Origin of the sequence: Paraburkholderia sabiae (genome assembly GCF_030412785.1) — a bacterium.
GTDB lineage: Bacteria > Pseudomonadota > Gammaproteobacteria > Burkholderiales > Burkholderiaceae > Paraburkholderia > Paraburkholderia sabiae.
Map to the genome: position 1 here is coordinate 842167 of NZ_CP125295.1, position 25742 is coordinate 867908.

The following is a 25742-nucleotide window of genomic DNA, read 5'->3' on the forward strand; positions in this document are numbered from 1 at the left end:
GTGACCGACACCGAGATCCTTGAGCGCATCCGCGCCATCTTCAAAGAAAACTTCGCAATCGAGCCCGAGCGCGTGACGCCCGAAGCGCACCTGTTCGAAGAGCTCGATCTGGACAGCATCGACGCCGTCGATCTCGCGATCAAGCTGCAGGAGATGACGGGCCGCCGGATCAAGCCGGAGGAGTTCAAGTCGGTGCGCACGGTCGGCGACGTGATCGTTGCCGTCGAATCGCTGCTCGCGGCGCAGGGCTGATGCACGCGCAACGTTCGCACGCGCACGGCGCTTCGGACGACAAGCAGACGCCGCCCGTGGCGCAAGAAGCTGTGCAGGACGCAGTGCAAAACGACTCGCGCCCGCGCGGCTGGCTCGGCTTCGCGCTCGGCGTACTCGCCAAGCTCGCGTATCCCGCCGTGATTCTGTGCGCGTGGTTCTGGGACGAGCCGCGCTTCGTCGGTTGCCTGCTGTTCGCGCTGCTGTGGCTTCAGCGTTGCGCGGGGACGGGCGCGTTCGGCGCGTCGCTACGCAAGCTCACGCGTATCGACTGGGGCGTGGCGCTCATGCTGAGCGTAGCGTCGGCTGCCATCGTGTGGACGAACAGCGAACTGTTGCTGCGCATCTATCCGTCGCTGGTGAATCTCGGTTTGCTGATCGCGTTCGGCGCGACGCTCGTGCGCGGCCCGACGATGATCGAAAAATTCGCGCGCATCGGCACGCCCAATCTGAGCGAGCCGGCGATCCGCCACACGCGTCGCGTGACGCAGATCTGGTGCGCGTTCTTTCTGGCGAATGGTCTGTTTTCTCTCTACACCGCGCTGTACTGGCCGCGCGAAGCGTGGTCGCTCTATAACGGCGCGATTGCTTATGGGCTCATCGGTGTGCTGCTGGTGGGCGAAATCGTATGGCGCTATCTCGTGATCCTGCCGCGCGCCCGGCGCTCGGAGGCGGCATGATCGCACTGCACGAACTGCTGTCGTGCGAGCGCGCTGCCAATGTGCCCGTTTGCCGCGACGACGAATCCGCTAACACGATCGATTTCGCCGCCTTCCGCGCGCGCGTCTTCGCACTCGCGCAGCAGTTGCGCGAAACGCAGGCGCATCGCTATGCGTTGTGCATCGACGATCCGTTCGACTTTGCGTGCGCACTGTTCGCGCTCTTCGCTTGCGGCAAGACGCCTGTGATTCCGGCGAACGCGACGCCCGGCTATCTCGCCGATCTCGCCGATGCCTACGATGCCGTACTCACCGATGCCGACATTCGCGCGCATGCGTCGACGCACGCACCATCGGTGACACCGCTGCACATCGATCCGCACGCGCCGCTCACGCTCTACACGTCGGGCAGCAGCGGCACGCCGAAGCCGATTCACAAGACGCTCGCGCAGTTCGACGCCGAAGTGCACACGCTCGAACGCGAGTGGGGCGCGCTCGTCGGCGACGCGACGATGCTCGCGAGCGTTCCGCATCATCACATTTACGGTTTGCTGTTTCGCGTGATGTGGCCGCTCGCGGCAGGGCGCGCATTCGACCGCGCCGTGTGCATCGAGCCGCAACATGTGCAGGCGCGCATTGCGCAATGCGGCGCGACGGTGGTCGTGTCGTCGCCGGCGCAGCTGTCGCGCTGGCCTGCGTTGCCCGGCTTCGCGGCGCTCGCGCCTGCTCCGCGCGCATTCTTTTCGTCGGGCGGACCGCTTTCCGCCGAAGCCGCTTCCGAGTACGCGACGGCATTCGGCAGCGCGCCGATCGAAATCTACGGCAGCACGGAAACGGGCGGCATCGCGTGGCGCCGGCAGAACGAGACGTCGGCGTGGCGGCCCGTCAACGGCGTCGACGTGCGGCGCGGCGAGGATGGCGCGTTGAACGTGCGCTCGGCGCATCTCGGTCACGACGACTGGCATCGCACCGACGACGCCATCGCATTCGACGACGAAGGCCGCTTCCGTCTGCTGGGGCGTCTCGATCGCGTGATCAAGCTCGACGGCAAGCGTGTGTCGCTGCCCGAAGTCGAAGCGCGTCTCGCGCTGCATCCGTATGTTGCGCAGGCGGCTGTGGTGCCGCTCGCGGGTGCGTCGCGTGAACGCGTTGGCGCCGTGGTCGCGTTGAATGAAGCCGGCAGCGAAGCGCTGCGCAGCGAAGGACGCGTCGCGCTCGCGAAGACGTTGCGCCGGCACCTTGCCGCGTATTTCGATGTGGTCGTGCTGCCGCGTCACTGGCGCTTTCGCATCGCGTTGCCGTTCGATGCACGCGGCAAGCTGCCCGTCGCGTCAGTTGCCGCCGCATTCGAGCCGCGCATCGAAGGCTTCGAAGTGCTGTCCGAAGCGCGTAATGGCGACGACCTGCATTACGAACTGCGCGTACCGCCCACACTCGTGCATTTCGAAGGCCACTTTCCCGGCCTGCCGATTCTGCCCGGCGTCGTGCAGCTCGACTGGGCGATCCGCCTCGCCGCCGAGCATGTGACGGGTCTGCGCGACATCGAATCCGTCGATCGCCTGAAATTCACCGCGCCCGTAATGCCGGGCGCCGTGCTCGACCTGAAGCTGTCGCACGATGCCGCGCGGCGGCGCGTGCAGTTCGCGTATCGCATCGATGGCCGCGACAGTTCGTCGGGCGTGATCGTGTACCGGGAGCGCGCATGAGCGAAGCGATTTTCGCGCCGTGCGTCGTCATTCCGATCTACAACCACAAGGATGCGATCGGCGGCACCGTCGAGCGTCTTCTCGTTCACAAGCTTCCCATTTTCGTCGTCGACGATGGCAGCGATGAAGCGACGCAAGCCGTGCTCGCGAAGCTCGCCTGCCAGTATCGCGAGCAGATGACGCTGCTGCGTCTGCCTGTGAACGGCGGCAAGGGCGCGGCCGTGATGGCGGGGCTGCGCGCCGCGAAGCGCGCGGGCTACACGCACGCCTTGCAGATCGACGCGGACGGCCAGCACGATGCGAACGACGTGCCGCTCTTTCTCGATGCTGCGCGCGCCGAGCCGGGCGCCGTGATTCTCGGCCGTCCTGTGTATGACGAGAGCGTGCCGAAGTCGCGTCTGTATGGCCGCTATCTGACGCACGTGTGGGTATGGATCGAAACGCTGTCGTTCACGATCCGCGATTCGATGTGCGGCTTCCGTCTCTATCCGCTCGACGCCGCGTGTGCGCTGATCGACAGCGTGCAGCTGCCGACGCGTATGGACTTCGACATCGAGATTCTCGTGCGCCTGTACTGGCGGCGTCTCGCGTTCCGCGCGATTCCGACGCGCGTCGTCTACGCGACGGACGGCGTGTCGCACTTCGACGTGCTGTGGGACAACGTGCGCATCAGCGCGAGCCATACGCGGCTCGCATGCGGAATGCTGCTGCGTCTGCCGATGCTGCTCGCGCACAAGTTCATGCCGCGCAAATCGGGTGCTTCTACGTCGCATTCGAACGGCGACAACACGAAGTGGTGGCGTGTCGCCGAACGCGGCAGCCGTCTCGGCATGAGGTTGCTCGCGCTCAGTTGCAAGCTGTTCGGCATGGGCTTTACTGCGTTGTGGCTGCATCCCGTGGTCGCGTATTTTCTGTTGACGGGCCGCGATGCACGTGCGGCGTCGCGTACATACTTCACGCATCTCGAACAGGCCGCGCAAGGCGAGCGTACGCCGCGTCCCGGTTGGCGCTCCGCGTATCGGCAGATGCTGGCGTTCGCGCAATCCGGGCTCGACAAGCTCGCTGCGTGGTCGGGCCGTATCGATTCCAGCGACGTCGTATTCGACGATTCATCCGCGTTCGACGAGTTGATCGCAAGCAAACGCGGCGCGCTCGTGATCGGCGCGCATCTCGGCAACCTCGAAATGACGCGCGCACTTGCCGCGAAGGGCGGTCATGCGAAGGTCACGGCCATCGTCTACACCGAGCACGCGAAGCGTTTCAACAGCGTGCTGTCGACGGCGAGCAGCGATTTTGCAAAGCGTCTGGTTCAGGTGAGCGACTTCGGCCCCGAGACGTCGATGATGATGCAGGAGCGCATCGACGCGGGCGAACTGCTCGTGATCGTCGGCGACCGGGTGCCCGCGCGCGATTCGGGCCGCACGACCGACGCGCAGTTCCTCGGCGCAACGGCGCCGTTCGCGCAAGGGCCTTATGTGCTCGCGCATGCGCTCGGCTGCCCGGTGTATCTGTTCTTCTGCCTGAAAGAGCGCGACGAGCGCAATCGCGAGCGCTACCGCCTGTACTTCGAGCCGTTCGCTGAACGCATCGACCTGCCGCGCCGCGAACGCGCGCAGCATATCGCGGCATGGGCGCAGCGCTATGCGTCGCGTCTGGAGCACTATTGCCGCAAGGCGCCTTATCAATGGTTCAATTTTTTCGATTTCTGGGCGCGTCCCCGAAAAGCGATAACGGGTGCCATCCCGCACGGAGACGCGAATGTCCGAACATGATCTGATCGACGATACGCACGCTGCAAGCGCTGCGAGTGTGTCAGCGCCGCGAACGGTGGTGATCGGCGGACGCAGGCTGTCGATCGAAGAAGTCGTCGCGATTGCGAAGGGCCGCGCGCACGTTGCGTTGAGCGGCGATCCCGCGTGGCGCTCGCGCATCCAGCGCGGCGCGGATTTTCTGCGCCGTCATCTCGCGGCGGGCGAAACGGTGTACGGCGTGAATACGGGTTACGGCGACGCGTGCGTGGTCGACGTGCCGATGGAACTCGTCGAAGCGTTGCCGCTGCAACTCACGCGCTATCACGGCTGCGGCATGGGCGCGCATCTCGACGATGCGCAGACGCTCGCCGTGATCGCCGCGCGTCTGAACTCGCTTGCGTACGGCTTCTCCGGCGTGCGCCCCGTGCTGCTCGAACGGCTCGCCGATCTCGTCAATCATCGCGTGCTGCCGCGCATTCCGTCGGAAGGCTCGGTCGGCGCAAGCGGCGATCTGACGCCGCTGTCGTATGTGGCGGCGGCGCTTGTCGGTGAACGCGACGTGATGTTCGACGGCGCGCTGCGCGATGCCGCGGGCGTCTGGACGCAACTCGGTCACGCGCCTTTGATGCTCGCGCCGAAGGAAGGCCTCGCGCTGATGAACGGCACGGCCGTGATGACGGGCCTCGCGTGTCTTGCGTTCGCGCGCGCCGAACATCTCGCGCGAGTGGTCGCGCGTTTGACAGCGCTGTCGACGGTCGCACTCGACGGCCGCGCCGCGCACTTCGACGCGATGATCTTCGAAGCAAAGCCGCACGCAGGCCAGGCCGATGCCGCCGCATGGATTCGCGCGGACCTCGAAGGCCGCGACGATACGCCGGGTCATCGCTTGCAGGATCGCTATTCGATCCGCTGCGCGCCGCATGTGATCGGCGTGGTCGTCGATGCGCTGTCGTGGGTGCGCCGCGACGTCGAGAACGAACTCAACAGCGCGAACGACAATCCGCTGATCGATCCCGATGGCGAGCGTGTGCTGCACGGCGGCAACTTCTACGGCGGCCATATTGCGTTCGCGATGGACGCGTTGAAGACGGCCGTCGCCAATCTCGCCGATCTGATGGACCGGCAACTCGCGCTGATCGTCGACGACAAGTTCAACAACGGCTTGCCGCGCAACCTGACGGGCGCGACTTCGGCGCGCGCGCCGATCAATCACGGCTTCAAGGCAGTGCAGATTTCGTCGTCGGCATGGACGGCGGAAGCGCTCAAGCACACGATGCCGGCGAGCGTGTTCTCGCGTTCGACGGAAGCGCACAATCAGGACAAGGTCAGCATGGGCACGATCGCCGCGCGCGACTGTCTGCGCGTGCTCGAACTGACGGAGCAGGTCGCGGCGGCGCATACGCTCGCTGCTGTGCAGGCGCTGAAGCTGCGTGTGCGTCTCAACGATGCGACGCTCGTGCCCGCGCCGTTGCGCGCGTTCGCGGAGAGCGTCGCGTCGATGTCGCCGTTCGTCGACGAAGACCGCGCGCTCGAAAGCGATTTACGCGCATTGACGGCGCGTATCGCCGATTGTGCGTTGATCGAAGGAGGCGCGCATCATGAATGAACGCCATCCGCACAAGACGTTGAAGGCAAGCGCGATCGTCGAAGTGCCGTTTCATGACGTCGACGCGATGAACGTGTGCTGGCACGGCCATTATCTGAAGTACTTCGAGATCGGCCGGGCCGCGCTGTTGCGTGCTTTCGATTACGACTATCGCGAGATGCAGGCGTCGGGTTATCTGTGGCCGATCGTCGAGGCGCATCTGAAGTACGTGCGGCCCGCAACCTACGGCCAGCGGATCGACGTCCGCACCGAACTGCTCGAATTCGAAAACCGCCTGAAAATAGGCTATGAAATCGTCGATTGCGCGACGGGCACGCGGCTGACGAAGGGCACGACGATTCAGGTCGCCATCGAAGCCTCCACGCAGGAAACGCAGTTCGTGTCGCCGCCCGTCGTGTTCGAAAAGCTGGAGCGCGCATGGGCACGATGAGACTACGCATCGCGTTGACTGCGCTATTGCTCGCTGCTGCAAGCGTGAATCCGTTTAACGTCGCGCAAGCGGCAACGCAGGCGCAGGCGCAAAACGGCAACACGGCGCTCGTCTCGCAGGTCGCTGCGCGGCTCGCGCAGACCAAAGGCGTGCGCGCGCAATTCACACAGACGCAGACGCTCTCCGCGATGAAGCAGCCGCTCGTCAGCACGGGCACGCTGGTGTTCTTCCGCGAGCGCGGCGTGATCTGGCGCGTCGATACGCCGTACAAGGCGACGTACGTGATCGGCGATGCCGGCGTTAGTGAAGTCGATGCGAATGGCAAGCGCGTCAACACGAAAAGCGCGCAAGGCGTGCGCGGCGTCGCGCAGGTATCGAAGATGATGCGTGCGATGCTCGGCGGCGATCTGTCCGCGCTGTATTCGCAATTCGACGTCGATGCACAGGGCACGCCGTCGCAATGGAAGCTCGATCTGAAGCCGAACCAGCCGCAACTCGCGCAATCCATCAAGGGCTTGCAGATGACGGGCGGCGAATTCCTTCAGTCGTTGCGCATCACGCTCGCGAACGGTGACGTCACGCAGATCGAGTTCGCGAAGAGCGAGGCGATCGATGATCTGGCGCCTGCCGAGCGCACGCTGCTAGGAGCACAATGATGCTGATGGCGCGACAGTGGACGAAGACGCAGTTGTGGAGCATCCGGGCCGCATGGCTCGTGCTCGCGCTCGTCGCTTCGCTGTACTGCGCCTGGCGCTTCACGGGGCCGTCGCCGCTGGAAACGAACCTGCTCGCGCTGCTGCCCGCGACGGAAGCCGATCCTGTCGCCGAAAAAGCCGTCGATACGCTTGCCAACGCGCTCGGCGATCGCACGGTGTTTCTGGTGACGAGCAAGGACGACGATCACGCGAAGGCGGCGGCGAAGCAGTTCGGCGCGGCGTTGCAGAAGAGCGGCGCATTTGCCTCCGTGACGGCGGAGTTGCCGCCGTTCGATATGTCGCAGATCGGCGCGCTGTATATGCCGTATCGCTTCAATCTGCTGACGCGCGACGATCGCGACGCGATCGCGAATGGCTCAGCTTCACTGCACGACGCGCTGATGCAGCGCATCTACAACCCGGTGCGCGGCCCACTCGCCACCCAACTCGCCGACGATCCGTTCGGCGGGCTCGAACACTGGCTGTCGGCGCTGCCGCTCGCCACATCGAATCTCGATCTCGAAGACAACATGCTCGTCGCGCATCGCGGCGATGCGACAAGCGTGCTCGTCGTCACGACGCTGCCGGGTTCAGCGTACGAAACGCAGACACAGCACGCGGTGCTGTCGGCTGTCGCGCAGGCACAGACTTCATTGAAGACTTCCTTTCCCGATGCGAGCGTCGCGCGCACGGGTGCCGTGTTCTACGCGGAATCGGCGCGCAGCGCATCGGAGCGCGAAGTGCACCTGATCGGCGTCGCGTCCGCGTGCGGCATCGCGCTGCTGATGCTGTGGGTGTTCCGCTCGCCGCGCCTGTTGCTGTTCGGCTTCGTATCGACGGCGCTCGGCATCGTGTGTGCATTGGCCGCGACGATGCTCGTGTTCGGCAAGCTGCATCTGCTGACACTCGTGTTCGGTGCGAGTCTGATCGGCGAGGCCGTCGATTATTCGATTCAATACTTCGTCGTCTATCTCGGCGCTGGCCTTGGACAACGCGGCGGCTGGAATGCGCGGCAGGGCGCGCGCTCGGTGCGTCCCGCGCTGAGCGTCGCGCTCGCGACGAGCCTGCTCGGCTACGCCATTCTCGCGTGGGTGCCGTTCCCGGCGCTCAAGCAGATCGCGTGCTTTGCGATCGTCGGCATCTGCACGGCGTTCGCGTCCGTGCTGTGGCTGCTGCCTACGCTGCTCGTGAAGGGACCGAAGCGTGCGCAACGTCGGCTCTTTCTGCGCGCGGCGACGTTGCTCGCGCGCTGGCACGCGACGATCGGCGGACGGCGCTCGTGGATCGTCGCAGGCGTGCTGGTGCTGATCGCGATTCCCGGCTGGCTGCGCCTCACCAGCGACGACGACATCCATCTGCTGATCCAGCGCGATCCCGCGCTCGTCGCACAGGAAGATCAGGTGCGCAATGCGATCGGCGTCGATAACACCGCGCAGTTTTTCGTGGTACGCGGTGCGTCGCAGGACATCGTGTTGCAGCGCGCGGAAGCGCTCGGCGCGAAGCTCGATGCGTTGAGCGGCGCGCAATCGGTGAACGGGTGGCAATCGGTGACGCAGTTCGTGCCGTCGGCGCAACGACAGGCCGATGCGCGTGTAGTCCTCGCACAGCACGTATTCAACGATCCCGCCGCGCTTCGTTCGATGCTGCTGCAAGCGGGCTACCGCGATGAAATCGCCGATGCGTGGATCGCTTCGTACGCGAAGTCGAATGCAACCCCGTTGACGGTCGAGCGCTGGCTCGCCGCGCCGTGGTCGCAGCCTTATCGTCATCTGTGGCTCGGTGCGGTCGAATCACACGGCGAACATGGCTACGCGGCCATCGTGATTCCGCAGCGCGTGACGCCTCAAAACATCAACGCGCTGATCGGCACAGCACGCTCGATTGAAGGCGTCGTATTCGTCGACAAGGCCGCGAGCGTGTCGAAGCTGTTCGGCGCGTATCGCGTCGATAGCGGTATCTGGCTTGCGGGCGCGCTGCTGCTCGTGCTGATCCTGCTGATGGTGCGCTACACGCCGCGCGGCGGCATCGCGACGACGCTGCCCGTGCTGCTCGCGATCGGCGTGACGCTTGCCGCGTTCGGCTATGCGCGCGTGCCGCTCAATCTGTTCAACTGCCTCGCGCTGATGCTCGTGCTCGGCGTCGGCGCAAACTATGCGGTGTTCCTGCGCGAAGGCTGCCTGCGCGATCACGCCGATCTCGGCGCGGTCTGGACGGGCGTGCTGCTGTCCGCCGCGACGACGCTGCTGTCGTTCGGCATGCTGGCCTTGAGCGCGATGCCTGCCCTGAAGAGTTTCGGCGCCACGCTGGCGCTCGGCATCCTCGTGTCGGTGCTGTTGGCGCCGATCGGCATGCCGCCTGGAAGAAGGAGAGTTGCATGACCTTGCCACCCGTTTATCTGCATGCGCTTGGCATGGTCAATGCGCTCGGCGGCGATGTCGCTTCGATCGTGCCCGCACTTCAGGCCGCTCAATCGCCGGGAATGGGGCTGATGCATACGGGCATCGGCGATGCATTCGTCGGCCGTGTGTCGACGCCGCTCGACATCGCGCCGCCCGCCGCGCTCAAGCGCTTCGACTGCCGCAACAACCGCATGCTGCTCGCCGCGCTCGAACAGATCCGTCCCGCGATCGAAGCGGCGCGCGAGCGTTACGGCTCGCACCGCATCGGCATCGTGCTCGGCACCAGCACGTCGGGCATCGACGCCGCCGAAGTCGCGTTCGTTCACCAGGCGCAAGCGGGTCTGCTGCCCGAGGACTTCAACTATCGGCAGATGGAAATCGGCACGGCCGCGCCGTTCGCGGCGGCCGCGTTGAATGTGCAGGGACCGGCTTTCACGGTATCGACGGCTTGCACTTCGAGCGCTAAAGCGTTTGTGTCGGCGCGCCGTTTACTGCAACTGGGACTGTGCGACGCGATGATCGTCGGCGGCGTGGATACGCTGTGCGAGCTGACCGTGCAGGGCTTCGCGTCGCTCGAATCGACGAGTGTGACGCGCACCAATCCGATGAGTCGCAACCGCAACGGCATCAATGTCGGCGAAGGCGCCGCCGTGTTTCTGATGACACGCGACGAAGGCGAAGTGCGGCTTGCGGGCGCGGGCGAATCGAGCGATGCGCATCATGTGTCCGCGCCGGACCCGAATGGCGTCGGTGGCGAACTGGCCTTGCGCGCGGCGCTCGAGGACGCAGGCATCGACGCATCGGCGATCGCGTATGTGAATCTGCACGCAACCGCCACGCGCAAGAACGACGACATGGAAGCGCATCTGATGTCGCGCGTGTTCGCGGACGGCGTGCCCGCGAGCGGCACGAAGCCGCTGACGGGGCATCAGCTCGGCGCAGCGGGCGCGACGGAACTGGGCTTCGCGTGGCTCACGCTCGCACGCGACGATGTTTCGATGCCGCGTCATCAATGGGATGGCGAAGCCGACCCGGCATTGCCCGAACTCGATCTCGTGCAAGACGAGCGGCGCGTGCCGCGCGACGGCACGCGATACGTGATGAGCAATTCGTTCGCGTTCGGCGGCAGCAACGTCAGCCTGATACTGGCGCGCTGAACCGACAGGACATCCGAAAAAACATAACGACATGACGGCCACACCTGAGACCCGCGCTGAGACCAGCGAAGCATTTCCACCTATCGACACGATCCTGCCGCATCGCGGCACGATGCTGTTGCTCGACGGCGTGAGCGCATGCGGCGACGAAACGCTGACGGCGCACGCGTCCGTGCACGGCGACGCATGGTACGCGGACGACAACGGCGCGATGCCCGCGTGGATCGGCATCGAACTGATGGCGCAGGGCGTCGCCGCGCATGTCGCGCTGCTCGCAATGCGCGCAGGCGGCCGCGCGCGCCCCGGCGTGCTGCTCGGCACGCGCAGCTACAAGGCGCACGCGAGCGCGTTCGCGTGCGACGCGCAATTGACCGTCAACGTGCAGGAAGTGCTGCGCAGCGACGAGGGCCACAGCGCCTACGAATGCACGATCGACCACGACGGCGCGCGTTGCGCGGACGCCGTCATCAAGGTCTTTCAACCGAACGATTTTCAGACGTTCATCGAAGGGAGTATCAGTTCATGAGCCGGCGAGTTCTGGTTACGGGCGCCAGCCGCGGCATCGGCCGCGCGATTGCCTATCAACTGGCGGCAGATGGCTTCGCCGTGTCCGTGCATTGCCGCACGGGCCGCACGGAAGCCGAGGCCGTCACGGCGGGCATCGCGGCGCAGGGCGGCTCGGCGCGTGTGCTGCAGTTCGACGTGCGCGACCGCGCCGCGTGCCGCGAATCGCTCGAGGCGGATGTCGCCGTGCATGGTCCGTACTACGGCATCGTGTGCAGCGCGGGCGTGACGCGCGACGCGGCGTTCCCCGCGCTCACCGACGAAGACTGGGACGTGGTGATCGAAACGGGCCTCGACGCGTTCTACAACGTGGTTCATCCGCTGACGATGCCGATGGTCCGCGCGAAGAAGGGCGGTCGCATCGTGACGATCGCGTCGGTGTCGGGCGTGATCGGCAATCGCGGGCAGGTCAATTACAGCGCGGCGAAAGCGGGGCTGATCGGCGCGACCAAGGCACTCGCCGTCGAACTCGCGTCGCGCAGCATCACGGTCAACTGCGTCGCGCCCGGTCTGATCGAAACAGGCATGCTCGACGATATGCCGCTCGAACACGCACTGAAGACCGTGCCGATGAATCGCGTCGGTCAACCGGCCGAGGTCGCGTCGGTGGTCAGCTTCCTGATGTCGGATGCGGCCTCGTACGTGACGCGTCAGGTGATCGGCGTCAATGGCGGGATGATCTGATGAAGCGCGTCGTCATTACGGGGATGGGCGGCGTCACGGCGCTCGGCAGCCGCTGGGACGAGATCGAAGCGGCGCTGAAGGCGGGTCGCAATGCGGTGCGGCGCATGCCGGAGTGGGACTACTTCGAGTCGCTGCACACGCGTCTCGCCGCGCCGCTGCCGGCGTTCGTGCAGCCCGCCGGCTGGCCGCGCAAGAAGACGCGCTCGATGGGCACGGTGTCGATGTATGCGGTGCGCGCGAGCGAACTCGCACTCGCCGACGCAGGCCTCGCGGGCGACGAATCGATCGCCGACGGCCGTATGGGCGTCGCGTACGGCTCGTCGTCGGGTTCCGTCGAACCGATCCGCGCGTTCGGCACGATGCTCGAAACGGGCTCGATGACGGATGTCACGTCGAACAGCTACGTGCAGATGATGCCGCACACGACAGCCGTCAACGTGAGCCTGTTCTGGGACCTGAAAGGGCGCATCGTGCCGACCTCGTCGGCGTGCGCGTCGGGCAGCCAGGCGATCGGCTACGCGTACGAAAACATCGCCATGGGCAAGCAGACGCTGATGCTCGCGGGCGGCGCAGAAGAACTGTCGGGGCCCGCTGTCGCCGTGTTCGATACGCTCTATGCAACCAGCACGCGCAACGACGAGCCGCAACTCACGCCGCGTCCGTTCGACGCGAAGCGTGACGGTCTCGTGGTCGGCGAGGGCGCGGCGACGCTCGTGCTCGAAGAATACGAACACGCGAAGGCGCGCGGCGCGACGATCCACGCGGAGATCGTCGGCTTCGGCTGCAATTCGGACGGCGCGCACATGACGCAGCCGACGGCGAGCACGATGGCGCGCGCGATGCAGCTTGCACTGGAAGACGCGAAGCTCGAAGCGAACGCGATTGCGTATGTGAACGCGCACGGCACGTCGACGGATCGCGGCGACGTGGCCGAGAGCCAGGCGACGGCGCAGACCTTCGGCGAGCGCATGCCGATTTCGTCGCTGAAGAGCTATGTCGGCCATACGCTCGGCGCGTGCGGCGCGCTAGAAGCGTGGTGGACGATCGAGATGATGAAGCGCAACTGGTATGCGCCGACGTTGAATCTGACGGAAGTCGATCCCGCGTGCGCGCCGCTCGATTACATCAAGGGCGAAGCGCGCCATATCGACGCCGAGTATGTGATGAGCAACAACTTTGCGTTCGGCGGCATCAACACGTCGCTGATTTTCAGGCGCATTCGATGACGCGTGTGCACGGCTTGCAGCGCGTCGTCGTCACGGGCATGGGCATCGTGTCGTGCATCGGCAATACGCTCGACGACGTGAGCGCCGCGCTGCGCGATGGGCGCAGCGGCATCACGCGCGTCGATGCGTGGCGCGAGCGCGGCTTCGGCACGCAGGTCGCGGGCGTGGCGTCGGTGGACGGTGAGCCGCCGTTCGATCGCAAGCTCGAACGCTTCATGGGCGATACCGCGCGCTTCGCATGCCATGCGGCGCGCAAGGCAATCGACGATGCCGGGCTCGATCCCGCTGCGCTGCGTTCGCCGCAGGTCGGCGCGGTGCTCGGCTCGGGCGTCGGCACGATGTCCACGTATGACGCGGCGATGGCCGTGGCGAACGCGCGCGGCGTCGACAAGACGCCGCCGTACACGGTGCCGCAGGCGATGAGCAGCACGGCATCGGCGAATGTCGCGCAGGTGTTCGGCATCGAAGGCGTCACGTATTCGCCGTCGTCGGCATGCACGACGTCGGCGCTCGCGATCGGCCAGGCGATGCAGCTGATTCAAACCGGGCGTCAGCAGATCGTTCTCGCAGGTGGCAGCGAATGCCTGCACGACAACATGACGCTGATGTTCGACGCGATGCACGCGCTGTCGCGCCGTTTCAACGACACGCCCGAGCGCGCATCGCGACCGTACGATACGGCGCGCGATGGTTTCGTGATTGCGTCGGGCGGCGGCGTGCTGGTGCTCGAAGCGCTCGATCACGCGCTCGCGCGCGGCGCGCGTATCTACGCGGAGCTGACGGGTTTCGGGCACAGCACGGATGGCGCGGGCATGGTGTCGCCGCACGCGCCGGGCATCGCGCGCGCGATGCAGGCGGCGCTCGACGAAGCGGGCGCGCGTCCCGATTATGTGAACGCGCACGCGCCGTCGACGCCGCTTGGCGACATCGAAGAACTGCGTGCGTTGCAAACGGTATTCGGCGCAGACGTGCCGCCGTTTTCGTCGACGAAAGGATTGACGGGACATCCGCTTGGCGCGTGCGGCGCGCATGAAGCGATCTACACGCTGCTGATGATGCGCGACGGTTTCATCGCGGGGACGGCGGGCATCGAAGATATCGAGCCGCTTGCGCAACAATTGCCGCTCGTGCAGGCGACGCGTGAAGCACGGATCGAACGCGCGTTGTCGGTGTCGTTCGGCTTCGGGGGAAGCTGTGCGAGCCTGATGTTCGCAAGGATTTGAAACGCAGTAAGCACACGTAGTAAGTAAGCACACGCAGTACGAACAATAAACAACGACAAAGGGAAGTCGAATAATGAAAACCAGAATCGCATTGGGGTTGGTGGCAGCCGCCGTACTCACGCAGGCTGGCTGCTCGACGAAGATCAAATCGCTGCCGATGCCGGCCGCGCTCCAGACGCAGAACGGGCAGGACGTGGCGCTTTATTTCGGCGAGCAGGCGCATGCGCCTGTGACGCAATCGTTCGGCAACAAGGAGTTTGCCGTGCGCGTGCCGCGCAAGCCGGACGTGAGCCCCGAGGCCAACTGCAATAACGCGCTCGCCAAGGCGCTGCAGGATCTGCGCGACTACGCACGCGCGCAGCATGCGAATGCCGTCGTCGACATCAAGACGCACTTTCAACACAACGAATCGGCTTCGTCGACGGAATTTACGTGCGGCGCGAGCCTGAACGGATCGACGCTCGCCGTGCGCGGCGATGTCGTCAAGCTGGAAACGCAAGCGCAATAAGAAATCCAACCACGAGGGTAATAACCATGAAGCGTCACCTGATCTGTGCAGCTGTCGTCGCATGTCTCGCCTCGCACGCGTTCGCGCGCGACACCGTCAACAACTATCCCGTCGCCGAAGCGCTCGCGAGCGAGCCGGGCAAGGTCAGCGAAGATATCTCGCTGTATTTCGCGGGCCAGAAGCATCCTGGCGTCGTGAAGAGCTTCGGCGAATTCGCGACGAACAAGAAGACCAACGCGTTCGGCAAGAGCGACGAGACGGCGTGCCAGCACGTGTTCCTGTCGGCCGTGATCGAGCTTCAGGAGCGCGCGCGCAAGGAAGGCGGCAATGCCGTCATCAACATCAAGAGCAATTACAAGAACGAAGTGCGCGAGAGCGCGACGGAGTTCACCTGCGGCGCGGGCGCGGTGATTGCTGGTGTCGCGCTGAAGGGCGACGTGGTGACCCTGAAGAAGTAATGGTGAAAGAGCGGCATCGCTCGTGTGCGATGCCGCTTTCTGGTATCAGTCGATCTTGACGGCTGCGACGTTGACCAGCGTTTCGCGGCGCTTGCCGGGCTTCGGCGTGTAGATGCCGAGACGCTCCAGCAAGCCGAAATCTTTTGCGCGGCTCCACCACAGGTACGGCAACGATACGTTGTGCGCACCGAACGTAAAGCCGCCGCGACGGATCATGTCGAGATAGCCGTCCGCGCTCTTTTGCACGTGCATCGGATGGCGGAACAGCAGACGGATTACCCACGACTTGATGTACGCATCCGTCGATTCGGCGAACAGCAGCACGCCGCCCGGCTTCAGCACACGACGGAACTCGGCGAGCGCGCGTTCCTGCTCGACGAGATGATGGAACGTCTGATGGCAGAACACGATGTCGGCGCTGGCATCGGGCAGCGGCAGGTTCGCGCAGTCGCCGTGCAGCACGTCGATCTGCGTGGCGCGTGTATCGGCGTGATCGCCGCACACGCGGGCGGCGTTCTTCGCCAGATCGAGCGACGGCTCATGAAAGTCGATGCCGATGATGCGTTCTGGATTGAACGTTTGCGCGAGCAGACGGAATGAAATACCCTGGCCGCAACCGACATCGACGATTACGGGCGACGCGGGGGGCGGCGTGTCGATCAGGCGCTTGAGGTCATTGATCGCGACGCGCAGCACGTGGTGCTCCCACGTATGGGTACGCAGGAACCAGACGCCGAACGACGTCTCCGGCACGAACGGCACATTGCCTGGCACGCCTTCGGAGACGCTGGATGTTTCGGTGGACTGCACGTTATTCCCCGGTCGGTGATGGTGTTTCGGTGGTCTTGGATTGGGATGGTTTGTGCGACATTGTAATCGCTGGTAAGGATGCAAAGCGTTGCGCGCGCAATACGCTATTTGAAGGAATATCAATGAATATGGATTCGTCGATGAACGCTGCGGTGGATGTGGCCATCATCGGAGCAGGGCCGTCGGGTGCGGTTGCCGCGGCGCTGTTGCGCAAGGCGGGACGATCGGTGCTCGTGCTCGAGCGCCAGCACTTTCCGCGCTTTTCGATTGGCGAGAGCCTGTTGCCGCAGAGCATGGCGTACCTCGAAGAAGCGGGCATGTTGCAGGCCGTCGTCGAAGCGGGCTTTCAGTACAAGAACGGCGCGCATTTCGTGTATCGCGATCAGTCGTCCGCTTACGACTTCCGCGACAAGCATTCGGCTGGCTGGGGCACGACGTATCAGGTCGAGCGCGCGACCTTCGACGACCTGCTGATCCGCTGTGCGGCGGAGCAGGGCGCGGACGTGCGCTTCGGCCACACAGTGCTCGCGATGAAGACAGGCGATGCACCCGTGCTCGACGTCGCCGACGAAGCGGGCAACGCCTACCAGGTGCATGCGCGCTTCGTGCTCGACGCGAGCGGCTTTGGACGCGTGCTGCCGCGTCTTTTGAATCTCGAAGCGCCGACGCGCATGCCGACGCGCGCCGCGATCTTCACGCATGTGCGCGACGGCATTCCCGTCGAAGCACATGATCGCAGCAAGATCACGGTGGCTGTGCATCCTGACCATCGCGATGTGTGGTACTGGATGATTCCGCTTGCTAACGGGCGCTCGTCGGTGGGTTGTGTGGCGGAGGCGGCGTTCCTCGATGTGCCCGAGGCCGAGCGTGAAGCGAAGCTGCGTGCGTTGATCCAGAGCGAGCCGACGTTGAACCGGCTGATCGGCAATGCGCCGTTTTTGATGCCTGTGCGGCATATCGGCGGGTACTCGGCGAATGTCGAGCGGCTGCATGGGGCGGGTTTTGCGTTGCTCGGGAATGCGGGTGAGTTTCTGGATCCTGTGTTTTCGTCGGGGGTGACGATTGCGTTGCGGTCGGCGCATCTTGCTGTGGCGACGTTGGAGCGCCAGTTGCGTGGCGAGCGCGTTGACTGGCAGTCGGCGTATGACGTTCCGCTGCGCAAGGGGATCGATACGTTTCGTGCGTTCGTCGAGCGCTGGTATACGGGTGAGTTGCAGGACATCATCTTTTATCCGCACCAGACGCCGTTGATCCGGCGCATGATCAGCGCCGTGCTTGCGGGGTATGCGTGGGATGAGACGAATCCTTATGTCGCCGAGCCTGTGCGGCGGTTGAATTCGTTGTATGAGGTGTGTAAGGGGTAGGTTTTTTGTCTGCGACGCTAGTCGCCATTCTTTGCTTTTTTTCTTCGGTGGCATCCGCGAATTCGTATCGGTCTATTAGCGTTGCCCCTGTGCGGGGCGGCAGTTACTTTCTTTGCCGCGGCAAAGAAAGTAACCAAAGAAAGCCGCTTTTGAACCTCCGGTGCCCGCCAGGATAGCACCGCGCCATGCCGCAGTCGAGCCGTCGCGCAGCGACGCCAACACTCCGTAGAAAGCCCGCAGTCAACCGCGCGCGGCGCGAAAGATGACATCTGCGTGGAGCACATTCGGTCGGCTTGTTTTTGTCCGTTTGCCCTCGGTTTGGGGCGGTATGTGTCCAGACTGTGTGTGGGGTTTTCGCGCCGTGCGCGGTTGACTGCGGGCTTTCTACGGAGTGTTGGCGTCGCTGCGCGACCGCTCAAAGGCCGTGTGCCGTGGCGGTATTCTGGCAGGCACTGGAGGTTCAAAAGCGGCTTTCTTTTGCCTACTTTTCTTTGCCGCTGCAAAGAAAAGTAGGTGCCGCCCCGCACAGGGGCGACGCTAGCAAACCGATACGAAATCGCGGACGCCAGCTAAAGCAAAAAACAAAAAAAGCAAAAAACCAAAAAGCTAAAACCAAAGCTCAGGCCGCGATCCGCGCCTTCCCAGCCACATGTTGGCGCAAATCATCACGCCGATGAACCCGCTGCCCGGCAGCATAAGTCTCAAACACAGCACGATCATCGCCGAGCAACGCAAACGCAAACAACAGCTCCTCGAGCGATTCAGTACGCGCAGTACGCCGAGCCAGCAAAGGCGTAGCTTGCGGATCAAGCACGACGAAATCGGCCTCGGCATCGGGCCGAAGTGTCCCGACCTTATCCCCAAGATCAAGCGCCTCGGCAGCACCTGCCGTCGCCAGCCAGAACATCCGCGTCGCGGTCAGATGATGCCCACCCAACCGCGCAACCTTGTGCGCTTCATTCATCGTTTGCAGCATGGAAAACGACGTGCCGCCGCCGACGTCAGTAGCGAGCGTCACAGGCATGCCTGACTCATCCGCCTTGTCGAAATCAAACAACCCGCTGCCGAGAAACAGGTTCGACGTCGGGCAGTGCGCAGCGACGGCGCGCGTCTCCGCCATCCTGCGACGGTCCTCGGCATCGAGATGAATGCAGTGCCCATACACGGCGCGCGGCCGCAGCAGTCCATAGTGATCGTAGATGTCGAGATAGCTGCGATGACCCGGGAACAGGCTCGCGACCCACTTCACTTCGTCGTGATTCTCCGCGACGTGGCTCTGGATAAACACATCGGGATGCAGCTTCGCGAGCGCGCCCGTCGCTTCGAGTTGCGCTTCCGTCGACGTCGGCGCGAAACGCGGCGTCAGCGCGTACATCTGACGTCCCTTGTTGTGCCAGCGCGCGATCAGCTCGGCGCTGTCGTCATAGCCCGATTGCGCGGTGTCGCGCAAAAACTCCGGGCAGTTGCGATCCATTAGCACCTTGCCGCCGATCATCCGCACGTTTCGCCGCTGCGCTTCCGTGAAGAGCGCATCGGCGGATTGCTTGTGCACCGTGCAGTAGACGAGCGCCGTCGTCGTGCCGCTCGCGAGCAGTTCGTCGATGAAAAAGCGCGCCGTGTCCTCTGCGACAGCGGCTTCGCTGAAGCCGCGCTCGGTCGGGAACGTGTACGTGTCGAGCCACGGCAGCAGACCGGGCGCGGGCGACGCGATCATGTCCGTCTGCGGAAAATGAATGTGCGTGTCGATGAAACCGGGGACGATCAGCTTGTCGCGCATCTCGACCACCTGTGTTCCCGGTGCGAGCTGCGCCGCGACGGACGCATACGCGCCCGCCGCGACGACATGTCCGTCTTCGACGATCAGAAGGCCGTCTTCGTTGAAGACTGCGGCATGGGACGATTGCGCAGGATCGCCGTTGAACGTCAGCAGTTGCGCGCGAAAAGCTGTTTGAGTCATGAGTGAAACCGTCTCCGAACTTTAAGGATCAAGCGGATGCGCGCCAGTGCGCATCGAGTTTCGCGATCATCGCGTCGCGTTCCGCAGGCGTCACGAACGACGCCTCGAAGCTGTTGCGGATGATCGTGTACACCTCGGCGTCGTCGAGCTTGAGGGCATCGATCGTCGCGAGGTAGTTTTCGTTGACGTAGCCGCCGAAGTAAGCGGGGTCGTCGGAATTCACGGTGACGGCGACGCCTTCGTCGAGCAGCGCCTTCAGCGTATGTTTGGTCAGATCGTCGAACACGCACAGCTTGAGGTTCGACAGCGGGCAGACCGTGAGCGCAACGCGCGAATCGGCGAGACGCGCGACGAGCGCCGGGTCTTCGATGCTGCGCACGCCATGATCGACGCGATCCACTTTCAGCAGATCGAGCGCTTCGTAGATGTACGACGGCGGACCTTCTTCGCCTGCATGCGCGACGAGCTTCAGCCCTTTGTCGCGTGCCTTCGCGAACACGCGCTCGAACTTCGACGGCGGATGGCCGCGCTCGGACGAATCGAGGCCGACGCCGATCAACCGATGCCTGTACTGATCGAACAGCGGCAGCGCGGCGTCGAACGTGGCGAGCGCGTCTTCTTCGGACAGATGGCGCAGGAAACACAGAATCAGCTTGCTCGTGAGGCCGCGCGTTTCGGCTTCGGCCAGCGCGCGTTCGATGCCTGCAACCACCGTCGCAATCGATACGCCGCGTTCCGTATGTGTCTGCGGATCGAAGAAGATTTCCGTGTGCACGACGTTGTCGGCGAGCGCGCGCTCGACGTACGCCATCGTCATGTCGTAGAAGTCTTCTTCCTTCAGCAGCACGCTTGCGCCCGCGTAGTAGATGTCGAGGAACGACTGCAGATCGGTGAATGCGTACGCGGCACGCAGCGCATCGATCGAGTCATACGCGAGCTTCACGCCGTTGCGTTCGGCGAGCCTGAAGATCAGCTCGGGTTCGAGCGAGCCTTCGATATGAATATGCAGCTCGGCCTTCGGAGCGCCGTGCGTCTTGTGAGCTAGCGGGGACAATGTGGTTGTCGTCATGGTCGGTCAATGGTTCGGGTTATCGATGGAATTATTCGACGTCCGATGGCTGGTCGGACGTCCCCAATGCGTTGATGCTCATGCCGTTTGCACTGCGTGCGCGGCGTTGGCCTCGACGGCTTGCAGCAGTTGCGCCGCCGCCGAAATCGCAATGATTTCCGGCGACTTGTCGACGATGCCGTCCACGCCGAGCGGACATTTCATCCGCGCGATCGCGACGGGATCGAAGCCGCGCGCGGCGAGCCGGTGCTCGAACTGCTTGCGCTTCGTGTGCGAGCCGATCATGCCGAAGAACGCGAAGTCGCCACGCCGCAAGATGCGCTCGGCGAGATCGAGGTCACGCGCGTGGTTGTGCGTCATCACGATGAAATACGTGCGCGGCGCGGCCTTGTCGACGGCTTCGTCGGGTGCGTCGTTCGCGTCGATCGTCACGTTCGACGCGCCCAGTGTGTCGGGCTCGGGAAACTGCGCATCGCGTTCGTCGACCCAGCGCACATGGCAGGGCAACGTCGCGAGCACGCGCACGAGCGCTGCGCCCACGTGACCTGCGCCGAACAGCACGACGGGAAAATCGCGCGGCGCGATGGTTTCGGTGAGCAGCGCGCTGCTGTCGTCGAAACCCGCGCCGTCCCACAGCAGACAGTCGGCGCTTTCGACGCCCGGCTCCGGATCGGACAGCATCACCGCATCGGGTGCGGGGCCGAATGATACGCTACGCACCATCGAATGGCCTGCCGCGATGCGCTTCGCGAGCGACGTGACCCAGCCGAGATCGGCGATATCGAGTCGCTCGAATGCGAGCACCACCGCACCGCCGCAGCACTGGCCGAGGCTCGGTCCGAGCGCGAACCGTTCGAGCCGCCGCATGTTCGGCGCGCGCATGCCGTCGCGCAGCACCTGGCGCGCGCTTTCGATCGCTTTCCATTCGAGATGTCCGCCGCCGATCGTGTGACGCGCCGAATCGCGTGTGACGATCATCTTCGTGCCCGCGTCGCGCGGCGCCGAGCCTTCGGCGCGAGCGACTGTCACGAGCACGACGGCGTCGCCGTGCGCGAGCAGTTGCTGCAGATCGGTGAGCCAGGCATGCATCCGGCGGTTCTCCGTGCTGGGCCGCGCGGGTTGGCCGCGCAGCCGGTTGATCTTGCGTGCGGCGCGGTCGTGTCGCGCGGCACTTTTTACGTGTGTGGCGTTATGCGGCCGTGTCCGCCGGTGAAGTTGGACTGGCCGCTGAATCGATCGTTGCAGAGGGCGTGCCCGCATGTAGTGTCTGCATGGCATCGATCGCGTCGAGAATCGCTTCGGGCGTCGCGGGCGCGCGCAGCGGCGGCGCGTGCGCGGCTTCGGGCGCGGTGGCCGCGACGGCATCGCGGATTGCGAGAAACACCGAGAACGGCAGCAACAGCGGCGGTTCGCCGACAGCCTTCGAGCGGAACACGGTCGGCTCGACGTTGTCGTTGCTGTACAGCTTCACGTTGAACGCAGCGGGCGTGTCGCTGACGGCGGGAATCTTGTAGGTGGACGGCGCGTGCGTCATCAGACGGCCGTCGCGATTCCACCAGAGCTCTTCCGTCGTCAGCCAGCCCATGCCCTGGATGAACGCGCCTTCCACCTGGCCGAGATCGATCGCGGGATTGATCGACTGGCCGGCGTCGTGCAGCACGTCCGCGCGCACCAGTTTCCATTCGCCCGTCAGCGTGTCGATCACGACTTCGGACACGGCCGCGCCGTATGCGAAGTAGTAAAACGGATGACCCGTCAGCGTCTTCGCGTCCCAATGCACTTTCGGCGTCGCGTAGAAGCCGTCGGACCACAACTGGATGCGAGCGAGATACGCCGCGTTGACGAGTTGCGCGAAGGGCATCGCCGCGCCGTTCGCGCGCACTTCGCTTTGAGCGAAGGTCACATCGCCGGGCATGCCGCCGAGTTCTTTCGCCGCGAGCGAGGCGAGGCGTTCGCGGATCGTCGTCGCGGCGGCTTCGGCGGCTTTGCCGTTCAGGTCGCTGCCCGTCGAAGCAGCCGTCGCCGATGTATTCGCGACTTTCGACGTATCCGTCGCCGTCACGCGCACGCGTGCGAGCGGCAGGCCGAACACGCCCGCGACGACTTGCGCGACCTTCGTGTTCAAGCCCTGGCCCATCTCCGTGCCGCCGTGATTCACGAGCACCGAGCCGTCCTTGTAGACGTGCACGAGCGCGCCCGCCTGGTTCAGGAACGGCACGTTGAACGAGATGCCGAACTTGACGGGCGAATACGCGATGCCGCGCTTGAGCACGGAACTCGTCGCGTTGAACGCGGCAATCGCTTCGCGCCGCGCGAGATAGCCGCTCGATTCGATCAGTTCGTCCGTCAGCGGCGCGATCACGTTGTCTTCGACCGTTTGGCCATACGGCGTGACGTTGCGCTCGCCGATGCCGTAGAAATTCGCGCGACGCACGTCGAGCGGATCGCGCTTCAGTTCACGCGCGATGCCGTCCATCATCACTTCCATTACGAGCGCGCCCTGCGGTCCGCCGAAGCCGCGAAACGCGGTGTTCGACTGCGTGTTCGTCTTGCACGGCAACGCGACGATATCGACATCCGACAGGTAATACGCGTTGTCGAAGTGGCACACGGCGCGCGTCGCGACGGCGCCCGACAGATCCGCCGAGAAACCCGCGCGCAGCGCGATCTCGACGCGCGCGCCGAGAATGCGGCCGTCATCGTCGAAACCGGCTTCGTACTCGTAGATCGCGTCGTGACGCTTGCCCGTGATCATGAAGTCGTCGTCGCGATCGGCGCGCAACTTCACGGGGCGACGCAGCTTGTGCGCGGCCAGCGACGCGGCACATGCAAAGAGCGCCGACTGCGATTCCTTGCCGCCGAAGCCGCCGCCCATCCGGCGGCATTCGCACAGCACGCTATGCGTCGGCCAGCCGAACATATGCGCGACGACGTGCTGCATTTCGCTCGGATGCTGCGTCGAGCTGTAGACGAGCATGCCGTCCATTTCCTTCGGCACGGCATACGCGACCTGGCCTTCCAGATAGAACTGCTCCTGGCCGCCGACTTCGAATGTGCCTGCGATCCGGTGCGGCGCCTGCGCGATTTTCTCGGCGGGCGCGCCGCGCTTCAGGTGCAGCGGCGGCAGCACGTACTGCTTTTTCGCCTTCGCTTCCGCGGCTGTCAGCACGGCTTCGAGCGGCTCGTAACGCACGACGTCGTCGCTTTTCGCGAGCGCCGCCGCGCGCCGCGCGAGTTCGTGGCTCTGCGCGACGACGATGAAGACGGGCTGGCCGAGATACAGCACTTCGCCGTCGGCGAGAATCGGATCGTCGTGCAAGACGGGGCCGCAGTTGTTTTCGCCGGGGATGTCGTCGGCTGTCAGCACGGCGACGACGCCGGGAGCAGCCCGCACGGCATCGAGATCGAGCGACACGATGCGCGCATGCGCATGCCGCGACAGGCCGAGCGCCGCGTGCAGCGTCTGTTGAAGCTCGGGGATGTCGTCGGTGTAGGTTGCTTCGCCGCTCACATGCAGCGCCGCCGATTCGTGCGGCAGCGGCACGCCGATCGCGGTTTGCGCGTCGGCTTCGGCGCGCTCTGCCTGATGAACGAATGCTTCAGTCTGTTTGTTCATGACGTCGGCTCCTGCGTGGCATGCAGCGCGCCTGCATCGAACGCGAATGCGTTGACGTCGCGCAACGCGAGCGGATCGGCGTCGCGCGTTTCCAGATGGAAGCGCCACAGCAGATTGCACGCGACTTTCAGCCGGTACGCACCCGATGCGCGCATGTCGGTGAGCGGCTGGTAGTCGGCGGCGAGCGCGGTCATTGCGCGTTGCGCGGCGGCCGCGTCCCAGGGCGCGCCTTTGAGCGCGGCTTCCGCCTGCTGCGCGCGCTTCGGCGTCGCGGCCATGCCGCCGAACGCGATGCGCGCATCCGCGATCACGCCGTCCGCGATGCGCAAGGCGAACGCGGCGCACACGGCCGAGATGTCCTGGTCGTAGCGCTTCGAAACCTTGTATGTGCGGAAACGCAGATCCTGCGCGGGGCGCGGCACGCGGATCGCCGCGACGAATTCGCCCGCTTCGAGCGCCGTCTTCTGATAACCGATGTAGAACGCGTCGAGCGGCAGCGTGCGCGTCTTGCGCTCGCGTTGCAGCACGACTTGCGCGTCGAGCGCGATCAGCGCGGGCATCGAATCGCCGATGGGCGAGCCGTTCGCGACATTGCCGCCGAGCGTGCCCGCATTGCGGATCGGCAGCGACGCGAAGCGCGTCCACAGTTCGGCGAGTTCCGGATAGTCGGCGGTGAGGGCGGCGTACGCGTCTTCGAGCGAGACGGCCGCGCCGATCGTCAGCGTCTGCGCGTCGCGCTCGATCGTCTTCAGTTCCGCGACGTTGCCGATGTACAGGATGTCGCCGAGATCGCGAAACTGCTTCGTCACCCACAGGCCGACATCGGTGCTGCCCGCGAGCAGGCGGGCGTGCGGATGTTGCGCGCGCAGCGTGGCGAAGGCGTCGAGCGTGACGGGCGCGTAGAAAGTCGGCTGGCCGAATGCGTCGCCGCGCGTATCGGGCGCGCTGTATTCGAAGGTCGCGCTGCGCTGGATCGAACGAAGCGCCTTGACGACGGCTGCGCGGTCGAGCGCGACGCGCGGATAGTGCTGCTCGTCGAACATCTTCTGCGACGCTTCGACGATCGGCCGATAACCTGTGCAGCGGCACAGATTGCCGGACAGCGCGGTGTTGATTTCATCGCGAGTCGGCAGGCCGGCGCCGGTGGGCTGGTTTTCGTAGAGCGCCCACATCGACATCACGAAGCCGGGCGTGCAGAAACCGCACTGCGAGCCGTGGCAGTCGACCATTGCCTGTTGCGCGGGATGCAGCGCGCCGCTGGCCGCGCGCAGGTCTTCGACGGTGAAGAGGGCTTTGCCGTCGAGCGTCGGCAGGAACTGGATGCAGGCGTTGACGGCCTTGAGTTGCAGTTGCCCGCTCGAATCGGCTTCCCCGACGACGACCGTGCATGCGCCGCAATCGCCTTCCGCGCAGCCTTCCTTGGTGCCTGTGCAGTGCAGGTCTTCGCGCAGGTGCTGGAGCACGGTGCGCGAGGCGGGCACGCCGCCGATTTCGCGGACGGTTCCCTGGTGATAGAAGCGGATGGTTTGCGTTGTCACGGCGAATCCTGAAGACATTGCGGACCGGGCGCGCGTTACGCATGGGTCGCGC

Annotated in this window: 22 protein-coding genes; 16 read left to right on the plus strand and 6 right to left on the minus strand. The window is 64.8% G+C overall.

All coding sequences use genetic code 11. From position 1 onward, the window contains the following. From QEN71_RS03815 to QEN71_RS03885, 15 genes are all read left to right on the plus strand, one after another. Window positions 1–252, plus strand: coding sequence for an acyl carrier protein (locus tag QEN71_RS03815; protein ID WP_028369852.1), 252 nt, complete (start codon window positions 1–3; stop codon window positions 250–252). Further along, window positions 252–950, plus strand: coding sequence for a COG4648 family protein (locus QEN71_RS03820; RefSeq protein WP_201653095.1), 699 nt, complete (start codon window positions 252–254; stop codon window positions 948–950). Before QEN71_RS03815 ends, QEN71_RS03820 begins: the two co-directional genes overlap by 1 nt. Continuing rightward, window positions 947–2635, plus strand: a complete 1689-nt coding sequence (locus QEN71_RS03825) for an AMP-binding protein (protein ID WP_201653098.1) — start codon at window positions 947–949, stop codon at window positions 2633–2635. The genes QEN71_RS03820 and QEN71_RS03825 overlap by 4 nt, the downstream gene beginning before the upstream one ends. Continuing rightward, window positions 2632–4407, plus strand: a complete 1776-nt coding sequence (locus tag QEN71_RS03830) for a glycosyltransferase family 2 protein (protein WP_201653101.1) — start codon at window positions 2632–2634, stop codon at window positions 4405–4407. The genes QEN71_RS03825 and QEN71_RS03830 overlap by 4 nt, the downstream gene beginning before the upstream one ends. Next, complete coding sequence (locus QEN71_RS03835; RefSeq protein ID WP_201653104.1) at window positions 4394–5992, plus strand: HAL/PAL/TAL family ammonia-lyase; 1599 nt, start codon at window positions 4394–4396, stop codon at window positions 5990–5992. The genes QEN71_RS03830 and QEN71_RS03835 overlap by 14 nt, the downstream gene beginning before the upstream one ends. Then, on the plus strand, window positions 5985–6422 hold the full coding sequence (locus tag QEN71_RS03840; protein WP_201653107.1) for an acyl-CoA thioesterase: 438 nt from the start codon (window positions 5985–5987) through the stop codon (window positions 6420–6422). Before QEN71_RS03835 ends, QEN71_RS03840 begins: the two co-directional genes overlap by 8 nt. Further along, window positions 6410–7078: an outer membrane lipoprotein carrier protein LolA gene (locus QEN71_RS03845; protein ID WP_201653110.1), complete on the plus strand. Its 669-nt coding sequence runs from the start codon at window positions 6410–6412 to the stop codon at window positions 7076–7078. Before QEN71_RS03840 ends, QEN71_RS03845 begins: the two co-directional genes overlap by 13 nt. Further along, window positions 7078–9495, plus strand: coding sequence for an MMPL family transporter (locus tag QEN71_RS03850; protein WP_201653398.1), 2418 nt, complete (start codon window positions 7078–7080; stop codon window positions 9493–9495). The genes QEN71_RS03845 and QEN71_RS03850 overlap by 1 nt, the downstream gene beginning before the upstream one ends. Then, window positions 9492–10673: a beta-ketoacyl-[acyl-carrier-protein] synthase family protein gene (locus QEN71_RS03855; protein ID WP_201653113.1), complete on the plus strand. Its 1182-nt coding sequence runs from the start codon at window positions 9492–9494 to the stop codon at window positions 10671–10673. Before QEN71_RS03850 ends, QEN71_RS03855 begins: the two co-directional genes overlap by 4 nt. Before the next feature lie 31 nt (window positions 10674–10704). Next, a complete protein-coding gene (locus tag QEN71_RS03860) occupies window positions 10705–11199 on the plus strand; it encodes a hotdog family protein (protein WP_201653116.1) in 495 nt (164 codons plus the stop codon). Beyond that, on the plus strand, window positions 11196–11921 hold the full coding sequence (locus tag QEN71_RS03865; RefSeq protein WP_201653119.1) for a 3-ketoacyl-ACP reductase FabG2: 726 nt from the start codon (window positions 11196–11198) through the stop codon (window positions 11919–11921). The genes QEN71_RS03860 and QEN71_RS03865 overlap by 4 nt, the downstream gene beginning before the upstream one ends. Then, a complete protein-coding gene (locus QEN71_RS03870; protein ID WP_201653122.1) occupies window positions 11921–13147 on the plus strand; it encodes a beta-ketoacyl-ACP synthase in 1227 nt (408 codons plus the stop codon). The genes QEN71_RS03865 and QEN71_RS03870 overlap by 1 nt, the downstream gene beginning before the upstream one ends. Then, window positions 13144–14370, plus strand: a complete 1227-nt coding sequence (locus QEN71_RS03875) for a beta-ketoacyl-[acyl-carrier-protein] synthase family protein (RefSeq protein ID WP_201653125.1) — start codon at window positions 13144–13146, stop codon at window positions 14368–14370. The genes QEN71_RS03870 and QEN71_RS03875 overlap by 4 nt, the downstream gene beginning before the upstream one ends. A 73-nt stretch (window positions 14371–14443) precedes the next feature. Further along, window positions 14444–14878 (plus strand): hypothetical protein, encoded by a 435-nt coding sequence (locus tag QEN71_RS03880; RefSeq protein ID WP_201653128.1) that lies wholly within the window; start codon window positions 14444–14446, stop codon window positions 14876–14878. Window positions 14879–14904: 26 nt separating this feature from the next. Next, entirely contained in the window at window positions 14905–15336 is a 432-nt protein-coding gene (locus QEN71_RS03885) for an excinuclease ABC subunit A (protein ID WP_201653131.1), read from the plus strand. 45 nt (window positions 15337–15381) lie between these two features. Here the strand turns inward: QEN71_RS03885 and QEN71_RS03890 are convergent, their stop codons facing one another. Then, on the minus strand, window positions 15382–16146 hold the full coding sequence (locus QEN71_RS03890) for a class I SAM-dependent methyltransferase (protein WP_201653134.1): 765 nt from the start codon (window positions 16144–16146) through the stop codon (window positions 15382–15384). 122 nt (window positions 16147–16268) lie between these two features. Here QEN71_RS03890 and QEN71_RS03895 point away from each other — a divergent pair, with 122 nt between their 5' ends. Further along, a complete protein-coding gene (locus tag QEN71_RS03895) occupies window positions 16269–17510 on the plus strand; it encodes an NAD(P)/FAD-dependent oxidoreductase (RefSeq protein ID WP_201653137.1) in 1242 nt (413 codons plus the stop codon). Window positions 17511–18129: 619 nt separating this feature from the next. On the opposite strand, the gene guaD is transcribed toward QEN71_RS03895, so the two are convergent. From guaD to xdhA, 5 genes are all read right to left on the minus strand, one after another. Then, window positions 18130–19467: a guanine deaminase gene (gene guaD, locus QEN71_RS03900; protein ID WP_201653140.1), complete on the minus strand. Its 1338-nt coding sequence runs from the start codon at window positions 19465–19467 to the stop codon at window positions 18130–18132. 28 nt (window positions 19468–19495) lie between these two features. Further along, window positions 19496–20536: an adenosine deaminase gene (locus tag QEN71_RS03905; RefSeq protein ID WP_201653143.1), complete on the minus strand. Its 1041-nt coding sequence runs from the start codon at window positions 20534–20536 to the stop codon at window positions 19496–19498. A 78-nt stretch (window positions 20537–20614) separates the two neighbouring features. Further along, complete coding sequence (xdhC, locus tag QEN71_RS03910; RefSeq protein ID WP_201653146.1) at window positions 20615–21625, minus strand: xanthine dehydrogenase accessory protein XdhC; 1011 nt, start codon at window positions 21623–21625, stop codon at window positions 20615–20617. Between the two features lie 100 nt (window positions 21626–21725). Beyond that, entirely contained in the window at window positions 21726–24152 is a 2427-nt protein-coding gene (gene xdhB / locus QEN71_RS03915; protein ID WP_201653149.1) for a xanthine dehydrogenase molybdopterin binding subunit, read from the minus strand. Beyond that, the gene (gene xdhA, locus QEN71_RS03920; protein WP_201653152.1) at window positions 24149–25690 is read right to left on the minus strand and encodes a xanthine dehydrogenase small subunit; all 1542 of its coding nucleotides are present in this window, start codon (window positions 25688–25690) and stop codon (window positions 24149–24151) included. Before xdhA ends, xdhB begins: the two co-directional genes overlap by 4 nt. Between the last annotated feature and the right edge of the window lie 52 nt (window positions 25691–25742).